The sequence below is a fragment of the Leifsonia sp. NPDC014704 genome, assembly GCF_043083605.1.
In the GTDB taxonomy this organism is placed as follows: domain Bacteria; phylum Actinomycetota; class Actinomycetes; order Actinomycetales; family Microbacteriaceae; genus Leifsonia.
In genome coordinates, this window is the sequence record NZ_JBIBYW010000002.1 from 1,492,705 (window position 1) to 1,510,911 (window position 18,207).

Annotated in this window: 20 protein-coding genes; 13 read left to right on the forward strand and 7 right to left on the reverse strand. The window is 69.5% G+C overall.

Annotated features, from left to right (window positions below; genetic code table 11):
- The first annotated feature begins 2 nt into the window (after window positions 1-2).
- From ACF1AJ_RS18740 to ACF1AJ_RS18750, 3 genes are all read left to right on the forward strand, one after another.
- Complete coding sequence (locus ACF1AJ_RS18740; RefSeq protein ID WP_391508692.1) at window positions 3-1,841, forward strand: histidine kinase; 1,839 nt, start codon at window positions 3-5, stop codon at window positions 1,839-1,841.
- Between the two features lie 97 nt (window positions 1,842-1,938).
- On the forward strand, window positions 1,939-3,114 hold the full coding sequence (locus ACF1AJ_RS18745) for an anion permease (RefSeq protein ID WP_391508693.1): 1,176 nt from the start codon (window positions 1,939-1,941) through the stop codon (window positions 3,112-3,114).
- A 2-nt stretch (window positions 3,115-3,116) separates the two neighbouring features.
- A complete protein-coding gene (locus tag ACF1AJ_RS18750; RefSeq protein WP_391508694.1) occupies window positions 3,117-3,416 on the forward strand; it encodes a hypothetical protein in 300 nt (99 codons plus the stop codon).
- A gap of 20 nt (window positions 3,417-3,436) precedes the next feature.
- Here ACF1AJ_RS18750 and ACF1AJ_RS18755 read toward each other — a convergent pair whose 3' ends face one another.
- The 3 genes from ACF1AJ_RS18755 to ACF1AJ_RS18765 all read right to left on the reverse strand — a co-directional run bounded on the left by ACF1AJ_RS18755 (window position 3,437) and on the right by ACF1AJ_RS18765 (window position 4,728).
- Window positions 3,437-3,862, reverse strand: a complete 426-nt coding sequence (locus tag ACF1AJ_RS18755) for a hypothetical protein (RefSeq protein WP_391508695.1) — start codon at window positions 3,860-3,862, stop codon at window positions 3,437-3,439.
- A 61-nt stretch (window positions 3,863-3,923) separates the two neighbouring features.
- Window positions 3,924-4,292, reverse strand: a complete 369-nt coding sequence (locus ACF1AJ_RS18760) for an MGMT family protein (RefSeq protein WP_391508696.1) — start codon at window positions 4,290-4,292, stop codon at window positions 3,924-3,926.
- A complete protein-coding gene (locus tag ACF1AJ_RS18765; RefSeq protein WP_026307266.1) occupies window positions 4,276-4,728 on the reverse strand; it encodes a GNAT family N-acetyltransferase in 453 nt (150 codons plus the stop codon). The genes ACF1AJ_RS18760 and ACF1AJ_RS18765 overlap by 17 nt, the downstream gene beginning before the upstream one ends.
- 146 nt (window positions 4,729-4,874) lie before the next feature.
- Between ACF1AJ_RS18765 and ACF1AJ_RS18770 the strand changes: the two genes are divergently transcribed.
- Window positions 4,875-6,089 (forward strand): NADP-dependent isocitrate dehydrogenase, encoded by a 1,215-nt coding sequence (locus ACF1AJ_RS18770; protein ID WP_018191879.1) that lies wholly within the window; start codon window positions 4,875-4,877, stop codon window positions 6,087-6,089.
- 84 nt (window positions 6,090-6,173) lie between these two features.
- Here the strand turns inward: ACF1AJ_RS18770 and ACF1AJ_RS18775 are convergent, their stop codons facing one another.
- Entirely contained in the window at window positions 6,174-6,965 is a 792-nt protein-coding gene (locus ACF1AJ_RS18775) for an SDR family NAD(P)-dependent oxidoreductase (protein WP_391508697.1), read from the reverse strand.
- A gap of 121 nt (window positions 6,966-7,086) precedes the next feature.
- On the opposite strand from ACF1AJ_RS18775, the gene ACF1AJ_RS18780 reads away from it, so the two are divergent.
- The 7 genes from ACF1AJ_RS18780 to nagB all read left to right on the forward strand — a co-directional run bounded on the left by ACF1AJ_RS18780 (window position 7,087) and on the right by nagB (window position 14,922).
- Window positions 7,087-8,271 (forward strand): ROK family transcriptional regulator, encoded by a 1,185-nt coding sequence (locus ACF1AJ_RS18780; RefSeq protein WP_391508698.1) that lies wholly within the window; start codon window positions 7,087-7,089, stop codon window positions 8,269-8,271.
- 81 nt (window positions 8,272-8,352) lie between these two features.
- The gene (locus ACF1AJ_RS18785; RefSeq protein ID WP_391508699.1) at window positions 8,353-9,702 is read left to right on the forward strand and encodes an extracellular solute-binding protein; all 1,350 of its coding nucleotides are present in this window, start codon (window positions 8,353-8,355) and stop codon (window positions 9,700-9,702) included.
- 94 nt (window positions 9,703-9,796) lie between these two features.
- Window positions 9,797-10,750, forward strand: coding sequence for a carbohydrate ABC transporter permease (locus tag ACF1AJ_RS18790; RefSeq protein ID WP_391508700.1), 954 nt, complete (start codon window positions 9,797-9,799; stop codon window positions 10,748-10,750).
- The gene (locus ACF1AJ_RS18795; RefSeq protein WP_391508701.1) at window positions 10,747-11,646 is read left to right on the forward strand and encodes a carbohydrate ABC transporter permease; all 900 of its coding nucleotides are present in this window, start codon (window positions 10,747-10,749) and stop codon (window positions 11,644-11,646) included. The genes ACF1AJ_RS18790 and ACF1AJ_RS18795 overlap by 4 nt, the downstream gene beginning before the upstream one ends.
- On the forward strand, window positions 11,643-13,244 hold the full coding sequence (gene nagZ, locus ACF1AJ_RS18800) for a beta-N-acetylhexosaminidase (protein ID WP_391508702.1): 1,602 nt from the start codon (window positions 11,643-11,645) through the stop codon (window positions 13,242-13,244). Before ACF1AJ_RS18795 ends, nagZ begins: the two co-directional genes overlap by 4 nt.
- Entirely contained in the window at window positions 13,241-14,137 is an 897-nt protein-coding gene (locus ACF1AJ_RS18805; RefSeq protein ID WP_391508703.1) for an ROK family protein, read from the forward strand. Before nagZ ends, ACF1AJ_RS18805 begins: the two co-directional genes overlap by 4 nt.
- Complete coding sequence (nagB, locus tag ACF1AJ_RS18810; RefSeq protein ID WP_309860857.1) at window positions 14,137-14,922, forward strand: glucosamine-6-phosphate deaminase; 786 nt, start codon at window positions 14,137-14,139, stop codon at window positions 14,920-14,922. The genes ACF1AJ_RS18805 and nagB overlap by 1 nt, the downstream gene beginning before the upstream one ends.
- A gap of 103 nt (window positions 14,923-15,025) precedes the next feature.
- Here nagB and nagA read toward each other — a convergent pair whose 3' ends face one another.
- From nagA to purU, 3 genes are read right to left on the reverse strand one after another with little or no spacing between them, the layout of a single operon-like run.
- Window positions 15,026-16,204 (reverse strand): N-acetylglucosamine-6-phosphate deacetylase, encoded by a 1,179-nt coding sequence (gene nagA, locus ACF1AJ_RS18815; RefSeq protein ID WP_391508704.1) that lies wholly within the window; start codon window positions 16,202-16,204, stop codon window positions 15,026-15,028.
- Window positions 16,201-16,563, reverse strand: a complete 363-nt coding sequence (locus ACF1AJ_RS18820) for a YrdB family protein (RefSeq protein WP_231947045.1) — start codon at window positions 16,561-16,563, stop codon at window positions 16,201-16,203. The genes nagA and ACF1AJ_RS18820 overlap by 4 nt, the downstream gene beginning before the upstream one ends.
- A gap of 43 nt (window positions 16,564-16,606) precedes the next feature.
- On the reverse strand, window positions 16,607-17,470 hold the full coding sequence (gene purU, locus ACF1AJ_RS18825) for a formyltetrahydrofolate deformylase (RefSeq protein ID WP_354476653.1): 864 nt from the start codon (window positions 17,468-17,470) through the stop codon (window positions 16,607-16,609).
- 89 nt (window positions 17,471-17,559) lie between these two features.
- Between purU and ACF1AJ_RS18830 the strand changes: the two genes are divergently transcribed.
- On the forward strand, window positions 17,560-17,757 hold the full coding sequence (locus tag ACF1AJ_RS18830) for a hypothetical protein (RefSeq protein WP_391508705.1): 198 nt from the start codon (window positions 17,560-17,562) through the stop codon (window positions 17,755-17,757).
- Window positions 17,754-18,170 carry a PIN domain-containing protein gene (locus ACF1AJ_RS18835; RefSeq protein ID WP_391508706.1) on the forward strand — a complete coding sequence of 139 codons (417 nt, stop codon included), beginning with the start codon at window positions 17,754-17,756 and terminating at the stop codon, window positions 18,168-18,170. The genes ACF1AJ_RS18830 and ACF1AJ_RS18835 overlap by 4 nt, the downstream gene beginning before the upstream one ends.
- Window positions 18,171-18,207 lie beyond the last annotated feature (37 nt).

Below are 18,207 nucleotides of genomic sequence, written 5' to 3' on the forward strand. Positions count from 1 at the left end.
CCATGGACGCCGCGCTCCCGGCGCATCCGGAGGCCGCGCGCACCGGCGATGTCGGCGTCGCCCCCGCCCGACCAGGCGCCGGCCGAGTGATCCTCCGCGCGCTGGCCGTCACGGTCGCCATCGCGTCGAATGTCACGGCGCAGGTGCTCAGCGCGCTCACCGGCGACTACGGGCCGCGTCCCTCCGGCGTCGGCTGGGCCATCGTCTTCGTCTCGGTCGCGGTCGTCTACGTCGTCTGCGCGGTGATCGCCTGGCGGATCGTGCGGAGTCCCATCCCCGGCTGGCTCATGGTCGGGGCCGCCTTCTTCTGGTCGGCGGGCGCCTGGTATCCGCTGGTCCGGCAGTGGGGCTGGGTGTGGCCGTGGGTGCAGGGCGTGACGGACCTGTGGGCGGTGCTGGTCGGGCTCCTCGTGCTCTGCTACCCGACGGGGAGGCTGGTCGCCCGCTTCGACCGCGCCATCCTGCTGGCCATCTCCATCGCCTTCGCGGTGCGTCTCGGCGGCACCCTGCTGTTCTCGTCGCCCGAGCCGACCGAGTGCGGGTGTGTGATGAATCCGTACGCGGTGCTGCCCAGCGACACGGCCGACTACTGGCTGGGGCTGGCGTGGCGCTTCGTGGGGCTGGCGCTCATGCTGACCGTCGCGGCCCGGCTGATCGCGCGGTGGTTCACCAGCTCCCTCCCGGCCCGCCGGGTGGCCTTCGTGATGCCGCTCGCCATCCTGCTCTGGTGCTACGGCACGGTCCAGGACTCGCTGAGCTTCGCGTTCGGTTGGGACGGTGGCTGGCTGCAGTTCATCCCGCCGGTCGCGATCGCGCTGATCCCTCCGGCGTTCGTCGGCGGTGTGCTCTACGCGCGGGGACTGCGCTCGCGGATGGCGGACCTCGTCATCGTCGCGCGCGACAAGGTCGACCGCGGTCTGTGGGAGTCGAGCCTCGCGCGGATGCTGCACGACGGATCCCTGCGCGTGTTCTGGTGGGACGAGCCGCTGCAGAGCTACCAGACCAGCGACGGAAGACCGATGCCGGACGCCGGTCCGACCGACCGGCCGGGTCGCTCGGTGCTCGCGATCGACTCGGACCAGGGGCCGATCGCCCTCATCGAACACGACGTGGCACTCAGCCAGGACGACCGCCTGCTCGATGCCGTCTCGTCGGCGCTCCTGCTCTCCGTCGACAACGACCGGCTGCGCGGGCGGCTGGAGCGCACCATCCAGGAACTGCGGGAGTCGCGGCTGCGCATCGTCGAGGAGGGCTACCTCGCTCGCCGGAAGCTGGAACGTGACCTTCACGACGGCAGCCAGCAGCAGCTCGTCTCGCTGGCCATCAGCCTCCGCATCGCGACGTCGAAGGCCGAAGCGCACGGCGACGAGGAGCTCGCCGGTGACCTGCAGCGCGCGTCCGAGCAGCTCGCGGATGCCCTCCGCGAGCTGCGGGAGCTCGCCCGCGGCATCCACCCCACGGTGCTGAGCGACGGCGACCTGCGTTCGGCGATCGAGGAGCTCGGACTCCGGAGTCACGTGCCGGTCGAGGTCCACGTGGATATCGTCGGCCGGCTGCCCGAGGTCGTGGAGGAGACGATCTACTACTGCGTCTCGGAGGCCCTCGCCAACGCTGCGAAGCACGCGCGCGCTCGCACGTGCACCGTCATCGTGTCGCGTGCGGACGCGACGGTGACGGTCATCGTGAAGGACGACGGACAGGGCGGCGCCCGCATCGAGCCGGGCGGTGGACTCGAAGGCCTGCGCGACCGGGTGGAGGCCGTGTCCGGCCGCGCCGAGGTGCGATCGGTCGAGGGCCTCGGCACGATCATCGAGCTCACCATCCCGGTGCAGGGTTCCTGACCAGAATTCATCCGCCGTTCACGAAGGCGGGCGGGGATCGGCGTACTCAGGGGGTGGGCGCATCGCGTGCCCGTCAACCTTCCCGGAAGGACCGCCGATGGACATCCTCGTCACGGTCGTCGCCGTGATCGTCGTCGCCCTCGTCTTCGACTTCACGAACGGCTTCCACGACACCGCCAACGCGATGGCGACCTCCGTCGCCACCGGCGCACTCAAGCCGCGGACCGCCGTGCTCATCTCGGCCGTCCTCAACCTGGTGGGCGCGTTCCTGTCGACCGCGGTCGCCCAGACGATCTCCGGCGGCGTCATCAAGGAGGGGTCGTCGGGTGTCGACATCACCCCGACGATGATCTTCGCCGGCCTGGTCGGCGCGGTGCTGTGGAACCTCGTCACCTGGTACTTCGGCCTGCCGTCGAGCTCGACCCACGCGCTGTTCGGCGGACTGATCGGCGCCGCCGTGATCGGAGCCGGTTTCGGAGCCGTGGACTGGGGTGTGCTGCTGAGCAAGGTGATCGTCCCCGCTCTGCTGTCGCCCCTGGTCGCGGGAGGCGTCGCCCTGGTGGCCACCTTCGCGGCCTACCGCATCACCCGGAATGCGCGGGTCCACGGCGCGGAGGCCGGGTTCCGGCACGGCCAGACGGTCTCCGCCTCCCTCGTCTCGCTCGCTCACGGCACGAACGACGCCCAGAAGACCATGGGCGTCATCACCCTCACGCTGATCGCGGCCGGCTACCTGAGCTCCGGAAGCGCGCCGCCGTTCTGGGTGATCGTCTCGTGCGGCCTGGCGATCGCGCTCGGCACGTACCTCGGCGGCTGGCGGATCATGCGCACGGTCGGCAAGCGGATCACCGACGTGAAGGCTCCGCAGGGCTTCGCGGCAGAGACGTCGTCCGCCGCCACCATCCTGGTCTCGTCGCACCTCGGCTTCGCCCTCTCCACCACGCAGGTCACCTCGGGTGCCGTCGTGGGGAGCGGCCTCGGCAAGAAGCTCGCCTCGGTGCGCTGGGGTGTCGTCGGGCGGATCGCGACGGCCTGGGTGGTGACATTGCCCGCCGCGGCCTTGGTGGGCGGACTGGCGGCCTGGATCGCCTCGGCCAGCCTGATCGGACTCATCGGGGTCGCCGTGGTCGGGCTCCTCGCCGGTCTCGGATTGTGGGCGCTGTCGCGCCGCAATCCGGTCACCCGGCATAACGTCAACGAGGGCGACGTGGCCGAGGACGACGCGACCGGCTCGCGCGCGACGGCGTCCGTGGGCGCCGGGCAGGAGGGATGAGGATGCGACAGCTGATCGTCAACGCGGCGGCCCCCGACGGCTCGTTCCTCGGCGTGGACTGGGGTTCGTTCGTCGTGGTACTGCTGGTCGCCTTCGCAGCGACGACGGTGGTCGTCATCAGTTACGCGGTCGCTCTGCGGCTGCTGTCCGTCGGCGCTCCGCTGGACGCCGACGGCGGAGCGGCGAGCGTGCGGACCGGGCGACGCCCGCTCACCGCGACGGTCGGAGCGATCGTCTGCTTCGCCATCGGCGTCGCCGCGGTGCTCTATGGGATCTGGCTGATCGTCCCGCAGTTCCACTGACGCCGCGCGGGCGGCCGGCGCTACTTCTTGGCCGGTGACTTGACCGCCCAGACCTGCTGACCGATCCCGAAGGCGGCCCAGCCGTTCGGGCACTTCGACGACTCGGGCGGGATGCCCTGGACCGGCCACCAGCTGTCCTCGATGGGGGGCTTCGGCGTCGCGACGGCGCCGGAGCACACGTTCGGCGCGAGCAGCGTCTTCGACGTGTACGTCATGATCGCCGACCCGTTCTGGGTGTCGTAGTCGACGCGGATGACCGTCGCGTCATCCGGCACGAACGTCGGCGAACCGATCAGGGCCGTGTTCGACGCCTTCATCTCCTTGGCCGTGTCCCAGATCGCGGAGTCGACGTGAGGCTCGAACGCGGTCAGCACCGAGCATCCGGACAGGGCCAGGGCGAGGGCGGACGTCGTCGCGATGACTCCGGCGGTTCGGATGCGGGGCACGGCAGCTCCAGGGGAAAGGGACAAGGATCTCCTACGAGTGAACACTACGGAACTGAATGGTTCATCGGTCGGAGGGATGATTCCGCGCGTCGTCGAAGCGGGCCGCCCGCAAATCTACCCGGTACGGCGACTTTCCGCCGCCCAGCAGGGGAGTGCCCTCGGCGCGGTAGTGCTGCAGCGCGATGTGCTCGTGACCCGCCGCGGGGTGTCCGCTGGCCCGCACGACCCGCCACCACGGCACGTCCGACCCGTAGTACGCCATGACCTGGCCGACCATCCGGGCCGCACGCGACCCCAGCGTCGCCGCCACATCCCCGTAGGTCATGACGAGCCCGGGCGGGATCGCATCCACGACCTCGAGCACCCGCTCGACGAAGGATGCGCTCGCCGCGTCCTCCGGGTCGGGTTCCGGGTCAGAGATCGAGGGCACCGATCGTCTCGCCGTACTGGGTCTCGCCGACCGGCTGGAAGCCGCTGCGGAGGAAGAACTGCTCCGGCCCGAGCTCGCCCGACTCCCAGATCACGTAGAGGCGCTGGTGGCCGCGGGCGCGCGCCTCGTCGGCGAGTGCACGCACGGCGAACGTGCCGATGCCGCGACCCTGGTCGTCGGCGTCGACGTTGATCCGCCACAGAATGGCCTTGAACTCCTCGTGCTCGGCGTTCGGGTCGAAGTTGCCCATGATGAAGCCGACCACCTCGTCGCCGTCGAGCACGACGCGCTGCCACGAGGTGTTCGGATCGGCGACCGCGGCCGCGGCCGAGTAGGACACGGGAGCGATGAACTGCTCCTGGCCCGGCTTCAGCGTGAGCGCGTTCGCCGCCACGACGGTCCGCGCGCTCAACTCTTCCAGTCTCAACTCAGCCATGACGAAAGGGTAACGTGCGCGAGCGACCGCGGCATAGTCGCGCCGCACCCGACCGGCAGCTGATAGAAAGTGTCTCGATGTCAAGATAGTTGTCGCGCTCGGGTAAGCTGTCGTCGGCGTAAAACGGCAGACACCCCAGGAGAACCATGGACAAGATCAAGGTTGACGGAACGGTCGTCGAACTCGACGGCGACGAGATGACACGCATCATCTGGAAGGCCATCAAAGACTCTCTCATCCACCCGTACCTCGATGTGAACCTCGAGTACTACGACCTCGGCATCCAGAAGCGCGATGAGACCGACGACCAGATCACGATCGACGCGGCCCACGCCATCCAGAAGCACGGCGTCGGCGTGAAGTGCGCGACCATCACCCCCGACGAGGCTCGCGTCGAGGAGTTCGGCCTGAAGAAGATGTGGAAGAGCCCGAACGGCACGATCCGCAACATCCTCGGCGGTGTCGTCTTCCGCGAGCCGATCATCATCTCCAACATCCCGCGGCTCGTCCCCGGCTGGAACAAGCCGATCGTCATCGGCCGTCACGCCTTCGGCGACCAGTACCGCGCCACCGACTTCACGTTCGACGGCCCGGGCACGCTCACGATGAGCTTCCAGCCGGCCGACGGCGGCGAGGCGCAGTCCTTCGAGATCTACCAGGCACCGGGCGCCGGCGTCGCGATGGGCATGTACAACCAGGACGCGTCTATCCGCGACTTCGCGCGCGCGTCGTTCAACTACGGCCTCGACCGTCAGTACCCGGTGTACCTGTCGACCAAGAACACGATCCTGAAGGCCTACGACGGCCGCTTCAAGGACCTGTTCCAGGAGGTCTTCGACACCGAGTACAAGGAGAAGTTCGACGCGGCCGGCCTCACCTACGAGCACCGACTCATCGACGACATGGTGGCCTCCAGCCTCAAGTGGGAGGGCGGCTACGTCTGGGCGTGCAAGAACTACGACGGCGACGTGCAGTCCGACACCGTCGCGCAGGGCTTCGGCTCGCTCGGCCTGATGACCTCCGTGCTGACCACGCCGGACGGCTCGGTCGTCGAGGCGGAGGCCGCGCACGGCACGGTGACCCGCCACTACCGCCAGTACCAGCAGGGCAAGCCGACCTCGACCAACCCGATCGCCTCGATCTTCGCCTGGACGCGCGGCCTCGCGCACCGGGGCAAGCTCGACGGCAACCAGGACCTCATCGACTTCACGCACACCCTCGAGGACGTCGTCGTGAAGACGGTCGAGGAGGGCAAGATGACGAAGGACCTCGCGCTGCTCGTCGGCCCGGAGCAGAAGTTCCTCACCACGGAGGAGTTCCTGGACGCCATCAGCGAGAACCTGAAGGCGCGCCTGGGCTGACCCTCCCTCACACATTCGTGCCGAATGTGCGCTATCGCGACGCGAAAACGCACATTCGGCACGAATCGTTAAGGGGTCAGCGGGTCAGCGGGCGGTCCAGCCGCCGTCGATCGCGAGGGTCTGGCCGGTGATGAGGGATGCCGAGGGCGACGCCAGGAACGCGACCGCTCCCGAGACCTCGCGCGGCTCGCCGATGCGGTGGAGCGCGGCGATGCGCTCGACGGTGTCGGCACGGAACGCGTCGTCCGAGAGCGCGGCGGACGTGCCGTCGGTCTCGATGAAGGTCGGCGCGACGGCGTTGACGCGGATGCCGTACTGGCCCCACTCGACGGCCAGGCAGCGCGTCAAGTGGACGACGGCGGCCTTCGCCGCGCAGTACGACGCCTCGCCGGGCAGCGCCACGAGCCCGGCCTGCGATGCGACGTTCACGATCGCGCCGCCTCCGTTCTCCCGCATGCTCTTCGCGACGTGCTGCGACAGGAAGAACGTCGAGCGGGTGTTGAGCTGCCAGACGTGGTCGAAGTCGTCTTCGGTGACCTCGAGGGCGGGGGAGTCGATCCCGCCACCGGCGTTGTTGACGAGGATTCCGATCGGACCGCCCTCCTCCGTCACCGCGTCGATGGCTGCCCGGCAGGCGGCCAGATCGAGCACATCCATCCGGATGGCCACCGCGTCGACGCCGAACGCGCGCAGTTCGTCGACCAGCCCGGCCGAGCCGTCGGGGTCGCGGACGCCGAGCACGACGTCGGCGCCCTGGCCGGCCAGTTCGAGCGCGATCTCTCGGCCGAGGCCGCGGCTGGCGGCGGTGACGAGGGCACGCGAACCGGTGAGCGTGAACGGGGCGCGGGTGGATGCGGCGGGGGCTTCAGTGACCATGGGGGGAGCCTAGCCCCGGGTCGGAGGGCGCGCAGAACGGAAGTCGGGACCACGCGAAGTCCGTGTAACAACTTCGTTTCGTCTCTTGCAATTCATTTGTTCGTAAGCTTTACTAACAAACATGACGACGACCGAGGTGCAGGGAAGCACCGGGGGACTGGCTCCGGGCCGGGCTCTCCGGCCGCGCGCCAAGGTGCTTCCCGAGCACGCCCGCAGCCACAATCGGTCGCTGGTGCTGCAGACCCTGTACCGGGATGGGCAGCGCAGTCGTGCAGACCTTGCCAGGGAGACAGGGCTCACCCGGGTGACGGTCTCCGACCTCGTGGCCGAACTGCTCGCCGAAGGGCTCGTCATCGAGCTGGGCCAGCGCGAGTCCGCGCGACCAGGCAAGCCGGCCGTCCTCCTCGACATCGACCGCGCGGCACACCAGATCATCGGAGTGGACCTCAGTGACCACGACCGCTTCCGCGGAGCGGTGATGGATCTGGACGGACGCATCCTCGCCAGGGCGGAGGTCATGCTCGCGGACGGCGAGGGCGGGGAGTCGGCCACCGGCGAGTCCGCGGCCGCCAAGGTCGACGCCCTGGTCGACCGGCTGGTCGCCGCGACCACCGCACCCGTGCTCGGGATGGGCGTCGGCTCGCCCGGTGTCGTCGACCTGACCGGCACCATCCTGACGGCGCCCAACCTCGGCTGGGACGACCTCCCGCTGCAGCAGCGCCTCGCGGCACGCACCGGCCTGCCCGTCGTCGTCGCCAACGACGCCAACGCGGCGGCGCTCGCCGAGCACACGTACGGAGGGGCCGCGGGCGACATGATGCTCATCCGAGTCGGCCACGGTATCGGCGCAGGTCTCCTCGTCGCCGGCGCGCTCGTCTACGGCAGCCACTTCGCGGCGGGCGAGATCGGGCAGGTCATGGTCGGGACCGATCTGGGTCTTGAGACGACCTATAACCGCGATCAGGTGCTCGAGCACTGGCTCAGTGTCCCGCAACTGCAGCGCGGCATCCGCGACGCCGAGGCCGCCGGCGTCGACGCGACGCCCATCCTCCGCGAGGCGGGGCAGCGGCTCGGCATCGCCCTCGCGCCCGTCGTCGGCGCGCTCAACCTGTCGGAGATCGTGCTCAGCGGCCCGACCGAACTGCTCGACGGCCCCCTCGCCGAGGCGACCGTCCACACGCTCCGGAACCGGACCATGGCCCAGAACCATGCCGACCTGTCCCTCCGGATGACCACGCAGGGGCAGGACATCGTCCTCCGCGGCGCGGCCGTACTCGTCCTCTCCGGACAACTCGGGGTCTCTTAACACAGCACCACCCGAACCACGACCCCTGCACCGACGGTGTGCTGCACCTGCAGCCACTGACCACTACGAAAGGAACCAGCAATGAAGAGAAAGCTCGTCGGCCTCGCCGCTGTGGCAACGGCTTCCGCTCTCGTGCTCGCCGGATGCGCCTCGGGAGGCTCGACCGCCGCGAGCACCGACGGCAAGGGCAAGACGGTCACCCTGTGGCTCGTCGGCTCCGACACCCCGGACAAGCTCCGCGACTACCTCAAGACGGAGTTCAACAAGGAGACCGGGGCGACCCTCAAGATCGAGCAGCAGGACTGGGGAGACATCGTCACCAAGCTCACGACGGCCCTCCCGGACGCCAACAACACGCCCGATGTGACGGAGATGGGCAACACCCAGTCGCCCACCTTCACCAACGTCGGCGCCTTCCTCGACATCTCCGACATGTACAAGGACCTCGGCGGGAGCGACCTGCTGCCGTCCTTCGTCGAGGCCGGAAAGGTCGACGGCAAGAACTACACGCTGCCCTACTACTTCGGGTCGCGCTACATGTTCTACCGCAAGGACATCTACCAGGCGGCCGGGGTGAGCGTCCCCACGACGCTGGACCAGTTCAACACGAACGTGGCCGACATCACGGCCAAGAACCCGAAGGGGATCAACAACTTCTCCGGCTTCTTCCTCGGCGGCCAGGACTGGCGCGACGGCATCTCCTGGATCTTCGCCAACGGCGGGGACATCGCTAAGAAGGACGGCGACAAGTGGAAGGCCACCCTCGAGTCGGAGGAGTCGCTGAAGGGCCTCCAGCAGCTTCAGGACCTGTACAAGAACGCGTCCAAGGCGCCGAACGACGCAAAGGACTCGAACCAGTACATCTACCTCAACGACACCGACCAGACGGTCGACGCCGACGGGAACAAGACCGGTGACACCTCCCTCGCGGCGGCCACCATCATGGCTCCGGGATGGGCGCACTGGTCGATCGGCGACATCGGGAAGGGCGACGACGGCAAGCCGACGCGCACCTGGAACGACGCCACGTTCGGCACGTTCGTGCTCCCGGGCAACGACGGCAAGCCGGCCCCCGTGTTCGCGGGCGGCTCCAACATCGGCATCTCGGCGAAGACCAAGGAGCCGGGGCTGTCGAAGACGCTCCTGAAGATCATCTTCTCCAAGGAGTACCAGGAGATGCTCGGCAAGAACGGCCTGGGCCCGGCGAACGAGAAGTACACCTCCTCGCTCGGCGACGACCAGTTCGCGAAGGCGCTCATCGAGTCGGCATCCAACTCCAAGCTCACGCCGGCCGCACCCGGCTGGGCCTCGGTCGAGGCGGGCAACGTGATGGAGGAGTTCTTCTCCAAGATCCGCGACGCCTCCGACCTGAAGGCGCTCGCGCAGGAGTACGACAAGAAGATCGACGCGCTGCTCAACGTCAAGAGCTAGCGCTTCACACCTGATTGACGAGACACGCCGTGCCGGAACGCACCGGCACGGCGTGTCGCGTCAACTCGATCACTGACACGGAAGGAGGCCGTACGTGACCGCCACCGAGGACACCCGCATTGCCGTGGGGCCGCCGGCACCGGCGCCGGACGCACCGCGCCGCCGCCGCGGGAAGCTCACGCCGTACTCCCTGCTGCTCCCGGCCATCATCATCCTGCTCGTCGCGCTCGGCTACCCGATCGTGTGGCAGCTGATCACCTCGATGCAGCACTTCGGACTCGCCCAGCAGTTCGGCAAGCCGGCCGAGTTCGTCTGGTTCGAGAACTACATCACGCTCTTCTCCGACGGCTACACCTGGGTCGTCGTCGGCCGTTCGATCGCCTTCTGCCTGGTCACCGCCTTCGTCACGGTCGTGATCGGCGTCGGGATGGCGTTGCTGATGAACGCGGTCAACAACGTCGTGCGCATCATCCTGCAGATCGCCCTGCTGCTCGCCTGGGCGATGCCGGTCGTCGCGGCCATGACGGTCTGGAACTGGCTGTTCGACTGGCGTCGCGGCGTCGTCAACTACGTGCTCACGTCCTGGGGGCTCGACTTCCAGGACCACAACTGGCTCCAGAATCCGCTCTCCTTCTTCTTCGTCGCGATGGTGATCGTGACGTGGATGAGTGTGCCCTTCGTCGCGTTCTCCGTCTACGCCGGGCTGACCCAGGTCTCCACAGAGGTGGTCGAGGCGGCGCAGATGGACGGCGCGCGGGGATGGCAGCGGCTGCGCTACATCATCCTGCCGATCATCCGGCCCGTGCTCGGCATCGTCCTGCTGCTGCAGATCATCTGGGACCTGCGCGTCTTCGCGCAGATCAAGCTGCTGCAGGACAAGGGCTCCATCGCCAGCGAGACCAACCTGCTCGGCACCTACATCTACCAGCTCGGCGTCGGCTCGAGCGACTTCGCGATGGCGAGCGCCGTCAGCGTCTTCGTGCTCGTGCTCACCGTCGCGCTCAGCTGGTTCTACGTGCGCTCCCTGCTCAAGGAGGACGAATCGTGACCACCGCGACCTCGACCCGGCCCGCCGCCGTCTCGGCGCGGCCCCGGACCCGGACCCGCCGGCGCATCCGCGCCTCCCGTGTGCTGCTCGGCGCCCTCGGCATCGTGCTCGCCCTGGTGTGGGTGTTCCCGGTGTACTGGATGGTGAACTCGTCGCTGCTGCCGAACGTCATCCTGCAGAACACCACGCCGACGTGGCTTCCGTTCGGCGGATCCTTCGACAACTTCTCGGCCGTCGTCGAGGGCGGGACGTTCTTCCCGGCGCTCGGGATGAGCGTCGCGGTCGCCCTCATCACCGTCGTGTGCTGCCTGGCGTTCGCGTTCCTGGCGGCGCTCGCGATCAGCCGGTTCAAGTTCCGCGGGCGTCGCTCGTTCGTGCTCGCGGTGTTGCTGATCCAGATGCTCCCCGCCGAAGGGCTGTTCATCGCGCAGTACAAGCTGATGGGCACGCTGGGCCTGCTCAACACGGTCGTCGGGGTCAGCATCCTCTACATCGCCGCCGTGGTCCCCTTCACCATCTGGATGCTGCGCGGCTTCGTCGCCGGCATCCCCGCCGACCTGGAGGAGGCCGCCATGGTGGACGGCCTCAGCCGTACGCAGGCGTTCCTGCGGATCACGTTCCCGCTGCTCGCCCCGGGGCTCGTCGCCTCCGGCGTCTACGCGTTCCTGCAGGCCTGGAACGAGTTCACGGTGGCCCTCGTCATCCTGCCGCAGTCGAGCAGCGCGACGCTGCCGCTGTGGTTGCGGGGGTTCGTCCAGCAGTCCGCCTCGCGGGCGACCGACTGGGGGCAGGTCATGGCCGCATCCACTCTGGTCGCCGTGCCGGTCATCATCTTCTTCCTCATCGTGCAGGGCCGGATGACCAGCGGCCTCGTCAGCGGGGCGGTGAAGGGGTGAGCGGCGCGTCCGTCGCCCACACCGCCGTCGCCGATCCGGACCTCCGCCGCAGCATCGCCGCGACGCTGCTGCCCGGGTTCGTCGGGACGACGCTGCCCGCGTGGCTCGAGGAGCGCCTGCGCGGCGGCCTCGGCGGAGTGTGCCTGTTCGGGCAGAACATCGCTACGCCGGAGCAGCTGCGAGCCCTGACGGACGCGATCTACGCCGCCAACCCGGACGCCGTCGTCGCGATCGACGAAGAGGGCGGCGACGTGACCCGGCTGTACTACGGGAGCGGTTCGCCCTACCCGGGCAACGCCATCCTGGGCCGCCTCGGCGACGCGGGCTACACCGAGCGCGTGGCGCACCGGGTCGGCCAGGAGCTGAGGCGCGCGGGCGTGAACCTCGACTTCGCCCCGGACATCGACATCAACTCCAACCCGGACAACCCGGTGATCGGCGTGCGGAGCTTCGGCTCGACGCCCGAGGTGGTCGCCGAGCACGGTGCCGCCTGGACCCGCGGGCTCCAGTCGGCGGGCGTCGCGGTCGCCGCGAAGCACTTCCCCGGGCACGGTGACACCGGCACCGACTCGCACCTCGAGCTGCCCGTCGTCGACCTGTCGCCGCAGCAGCTGCGCGAGCGGGAGCTCGTCCCGTTCCGCGCCGTGATCGACGCGGGCGCCCGGGCGGTCATGACGTCGCACATCCTGCTCCCGCAGCTGGATGCGATGCACCCGGCCACGCTCAGCCCCGCGATCATCGAGGGGATGCTGCGCGGCGAGCTCGGCTTCGACGGCGTCGTCGTCAGTGATGCGCTCGACATGCAGGGCGCCAGCGGTGAGCGCGGCATCCCGGAGGCGGCGGCGCTGGCGCTCGCAGCCGGCTGCGACCTGCTGTGCATCGGCACCGAGAACACCGACGAGGAACTCGCCGCGATCGAGCAGGCCATCGCCGACGCCGTTGCGGCGGGCCGCCTTTCCGCCGCCCGCGTCTCCGCCGCCGCCGCCCGCGTCCGCACCCTCGCCCGATCCCTCCGCGTCGCGCCTCCCGTCCCGTCCCTTCCGCCCACCGTCGAGTCCGCGAACTTTGCACGCGACACGTCCGCTGAGCGTGCAAAGTCTGCGGACTCGACGGCGGGGCAGAGCCAGCTGCGGGCGGCAGATGTCGCGGCGGCGGAGCGCGCCTTCGACGTGAGCGGGCACGGGCGCGAGTGGCTGCGGGAGAACGGCGGCGGACGGTACTCGGTCGTCCGCATCGACACGGTCGCCAATATCGCCGTCGGGACGGCGCCGTGGGGACCGTTCTCGGAGGTCGAGGCCGACCCGGGAACCCCGTGGGCCGCGGCATTCACCGCCAACCCGGCGGTCGTCTTCACCGAGAGCGACCATCCCGACCTGGTGCTCGCCGCGCAGTCCCCGGTGCTCGTCATCGGCAAGGACAACCACCGGCACGCCTTCGCCCGGGCCGCCATCGACCGGTTGCGCGCCGAACGCGAGCGCGTGCTCGTCGTCGACATGGGCTGGCCGAGCGACGACCGCGCCTATGCCGACATCGCGACCTTCGGCGCATCCCGCCTGGTCGGTCGCGCCCTCCTCGAACTGCTCGGACGCCGGACGTGAGGCTCGGGATCGACATCGGCGGCACCAAGACCGACGCGGTCGCCGTCGACGAGCTCGGCGCGCTCACTCAGCGGGTGCGTCTGGTCACGGGGTTCGGGCATGACGCCGTCGTCGAGACCGCCGTCGCCGCCGTTTCACGCATCGGAGAGCTGACGGGGCTCCCACCCGGCGGCTTCCAGTCGATCGGGATCGGCGTGCCCGGAATGGTCGACACCGCCTCCGGGCAGGTCGCGCACGCGGTCAATCTGGGTCTCGAGCAACTGGAGCTCGGCGGGATGCTCGCCGGCCGGCTCGGCGTCGGCGTCCGCGTCGAGAACGACGTGAAGGCCGCCGCCCTCGGCGCCTACCACCTGCTCGGCCTGACCGGCACGATGGCGTTCCTCAACCTCGGGACCGGGATGGCCGCCGGCATCGTCGTCGACGGACGCCTCTGGCGCGGGAGCACGGGCATCGCCGGCGAGATCGGCCACCTGCCCGTCGACCCGCAGGGAGCCCTCTGCGCCTGCGGTCAGCGCGGCTGCCTGGAGACCGTCGCGAGCGGATCGGGCGTCGCCCGCCAGTGGCCGACCGACGACCCTCTGCCGGTGCGCGCGGTGTTCGCTGCGGCGGCCGATGGCGACCCCGTCGCCCGCGCGATCACGGCTAGGCTGGCTGCGGGCATCGCCTCAGCGGTGCGCGTCCTCGTGCTCACCGTCGATGTCGGCACCGTCGTCATCGGCGGCGGCCTGAGCCACCTCGGGGAGCGCCTGCTCGGCGACGTCCACGAGGTGCTGCACGACTGGGAGCGCACGTCGCCGTTCCTGGCGTCGCTCGACCTGCCCGGGAGGGTGCGCCTCGTTCCCGAAGGCACCCCCGTCGCCGCGCTGGGCGCGGCACTCGTAGGAGAGAACTGATGGCCGAAATCGTCGTCGTCCGCGACCAGGACGCCGCGGGCGAGCTCGCCGCGCGCAGCATCCTCGACCTGATCGCCGCCAAGCCCGATGCGGTGCTGGGCCTCGCGACCGGGTCCACCCCGCTGGCGGTCTACCGAGCCCTCGAGCGCGGCATCCAGGAGCGCGGTGTGGATGTGTCCCACGTGCGCGGGTACGCGCTGGACGAGTACGTGGGACTGCCGGCCGGGCATCCCGAGTCGTACCGCGCGGTGATCACGCGTGAGGTCGTCGAGCCGCTCGGATTGACGCCGTCGCTCATCCACGTGCCCAACGGATCCCTCGACGGCATCGAGCACGCCGGGGCCGACTACGAGAAGGCGATCGCGGAGTCCGGGGGAGTGGATGTGCAGCTCCTCGGCATCGGGACCGACGGCCACATCGGGTTCAACGAGCCCGGTTCGTCGTTCGCGTCGGTGACCCGCGTGAAGACGCTGACCGAGCAGACCCGCAAGGACAACGCGCGCTTCTTCGCGTCGGAGGACGACGTGCCGATGCACTGCATCACGCAGGGGCTGTCGACGATCCTGCGCGCGCGGCACCTGATGCTGCTGGCGTTCGGCGAGGGCAAGGCGGAGGCGCTCGCGGGTGCGGTGGAGGGGCCGGTGTCGGCCTCCAACCCGGGCTCGGCCATCCAGCTGCACCCGCACGTGACGGTCCTCGTGGATGAGCCGGCGGCCTCGCGCCTGCGCAACCTCGACTACTACCGCTACGCCTACGCGAACAAGCCCTCCTGGCAGACCCTCTGACCCACTGTCGACCGCCCCACCGTCGAGTACGCACAAACTGCACGCGGCACGCCGCCAGAGCGTGCAAAGTTCGTGTACTCGACGGCGGGGAGGTGGGCGCGCGTCAGGCGAGCGGGGCGCCGTCGGCGACGACGGTGGTGACGCGCCACTCGTGGTCGAGCAGGACCGCGTCGGCGACGTAGCCGGCGTGCAGCCGTCCCAGGCGGTGGGATTCGCCGAGCACGTGGGCGGGTGTGCGGGTGAGGGCGGTGACCGCGACGACCGGGTCGAGCCCGGCGAGCGTGACCGCGTTCCGCAGGGCGACATCCTGCGTCAGCGTGGAGCCGGCGATCGTGTCGGTGCCGGAGAGCACCGCGAGCCCCCGGTGGACGGTGACGTTGAGGCCGCCAAGCCGGTAGTCGCCGTCCGTAGCGCCGGCGGCCGCCATCGCATCGGTCACGAGGGCGACGCGGCCGGGCGCCTCGCGGAACAGCAGCGCCCCGACCGTTGGGTCGACGTGAAGCCCGTCGAGGATCAGCTCGAGCGTCACGTCGGGGTTGTCGATCGCGGCCATGACCGGCCCAGGTGCCCGGTGGTGGATGCCCGGCATCGCGTTGAACGCGTGCGTCAGCAGCCGCGCGCCCACCTCGAAGGCGCGAGCCGTCTCGGCGTATCCGGCGGTCGTGTGGCCGACGCCGACGACCGCACCGGCCTCGATCAACACGCCGATCGCCTCCAGGGCGTTGGGAAGCTCGGGCGCGATGGTCGCCGTCCGGAGCGTTCCGCGGGCGGCGGCGATGAGCTCCTCGACGGCCTCCGGCTCGGGGTCGCGGAGGAAGCGGGCGTCGTGCGCTCCGCGTCGTTCCGGCGCGAGGAACGGGCCCTCCAGGTGCGATCCGAGCACGAGCGGGTCGCTCGCGGTCAGCTCGGCGACGACGGCGAGGCTCTCGCGCAGCGACGCCAGCGGGTTCGCGACGTGCGAGATCAGGGAGCGGGTCGTGCCATGCGCGCGGTGCGTCGCGAGCGCTGCACGCATCTGGTCGATGCCGTCGTCGTAGGGGTGGCCTCCGCCGCCGTGGCAGTGCAGGTCGATGAAGCCCGGGGTCAGCCAGTGGCCGTGCGCGTCGATCACCTGCGGCCCGGCGTCCGATGAGGCGTCGCCATCCGTGCCGCGCACCGCCTCGCGCCAGCCCGATCCGGTTCCGGTCGCGGTGATGTGCGCTCCATCGGTGACGAGCCAGAAGTCGTCGACCAGCCCATCCGCATCCACCTTGCGGGCGCTGTGGATGACGAGGCCGCTCATGAGAACTCGCGCCGTCCGTTGATCACGCCGCTGATGGTCGCGATCACCGCGAAGACGATGGCGACGACCGGCTGGCCGAGGTCCCACCAGGCGAACGCCGCGGAGCCCATCACGACGATCTCGACGATCGCCTTCACGAACGGGTCGACGTGCAGCACCGCGCGCGGCGAGCGGAACAGCGCCCACAGCAGGATGGCCACGACCGGAGCCCCGATACCGACGAGGATGTTCCACGGCAGCGGCCAGGCCAGGAACCCCCAGATGCCGAGCGAGACGATGGCGAACAGCTCCAGGACGAAGCGCAGGATGTCGTTCGGCCCCACCGTGAGCCGGGCGTGCTGGTCGGGTGCTGAGGTCACCACGGCAGTCTACCGACGCGCCGTGGGGCTGAGACAGCGCGGCTCAACGGAAGATGATGGTGCGCGCGCCGTCGAGCAGCACGCGGTCTTCGGCGAACCACTTCACGGCCTGCGTCAGCGTCCGGCTCTCCTCGTCCTGTCCGATCGCCACCAGCTCCTGCACGGTGTTGCTGTGGTCGACCCGGACGACGTTCTGCTCGATGATCGGCCCTTCGTCGAGGTCGCTGGTGACGAAGTGGGCGGTCGCTCCGATCAGCTTTACGCCGCGCGCGTGCGCCTGGCGGTACGGGTTGGCGCCCTTGAAGCCGGGGAGGAAGGAGTGGTGGATGTTGATCGCGCGCCCGGCGAGGCGCTCGCACAGCTCCGGCGAGAGGATCTGCATGTACCGCGCGAGCACCACCAGCTCGATGTCGTGCTCGTCGACCGCCTCGAGGATGCGCTGCTCGAACGCCGCCTTCGAGTCCGGGTCGGTGACGACCCGCGACTCGAAGGGCACGCCGTAGAACCCGGCGAGATCGCTCAGGCTGTCGTGGTTGGAGAGCACGAGCGGGATCTCCACCGGCAGCTGCCCGGCGCGCTGACGGAATAGCAGGTCGTTGAGGCAGTGCGCGGCCTTCGACACGAGCACCAGCGTCCGGAGCGGACGGCCGACGTTGTCGACCCGGTGCGTCATCCCGAACTCCTCCACCACCGGGGCGAGCGCGCGTTCGAACTCGTCGCGTCCAGCAGCCGACTCCACCTGCAGCCGCATGAAGAAGCGGCCGGTGTCGGTGCTCGCGAACTGCTGGCTCTCGGTGATGTTGCCGCGCGCGGCGACGATCGCGCCGCTGACCGCGTGCACGATCCCGGGGCGGTCGGAGCAGCTGAAGGTGAGTACCCAGTGATTGGAAGCGGAGGAGTCGGTCACCAGATCAGGGTAGCGGTCGGCGTGATAGCCTTGGTTGATATCCAAAATATGTCTGCATTAGGGGGCATTTGATGATGAAGCAAGTATCGGTGACCGTCGGTCTCGACGTGGACATCTACGAGACCCTCGAGATCATGGCTCGCGGCGAGAGCCGGACGGTCGGTGAGGAGCTTGAATACATCGCGGGGAGGGTCGCGGTGGGCGAACCCGTCGACCCGCGTCCGAACTACAAGAAGCTGGGCTTCGTGGAGTTCATCCGGAACCGGGTCGAAGCGATGGACGAATGATCCTGCTCGACACGAACGTCCTGTCGGAGTTCGCGAAGCCCGAGCCGGACCCGCGTGTGCTGTCCTGGTTCGCCTCCGTCGGCGATGGCGAACTGCGAATCTCGGTCGTCACCGTCATGGAGATGCTCACCGGAGCCAATCGCATGCAGGACGGCCGCCGGTCGGAACACAAGGCCGGGATCATCCTCGAGATCCTTGGGTACTACCACGCCCGCACCCTCCCGTTCGATCCGGTCGCCGCGGCGGAGTGCGCCACCATCAGATCGGTCCGGGAGGCGGCAGGCCGCCCGATCGCGCTGGCGGATGCGATGATCGCTGCCACCGCGGTCGCCGCCGAAGCCGACGCGGTCGCAACGCGGGACAAGGATTTCGCCGACGTCGGCGTCCCCGTCATCAATCCCTGGGCGGCCTGAGCCCGCTCTGGTTGACGCGCCGGGGCGGGGTGCACCA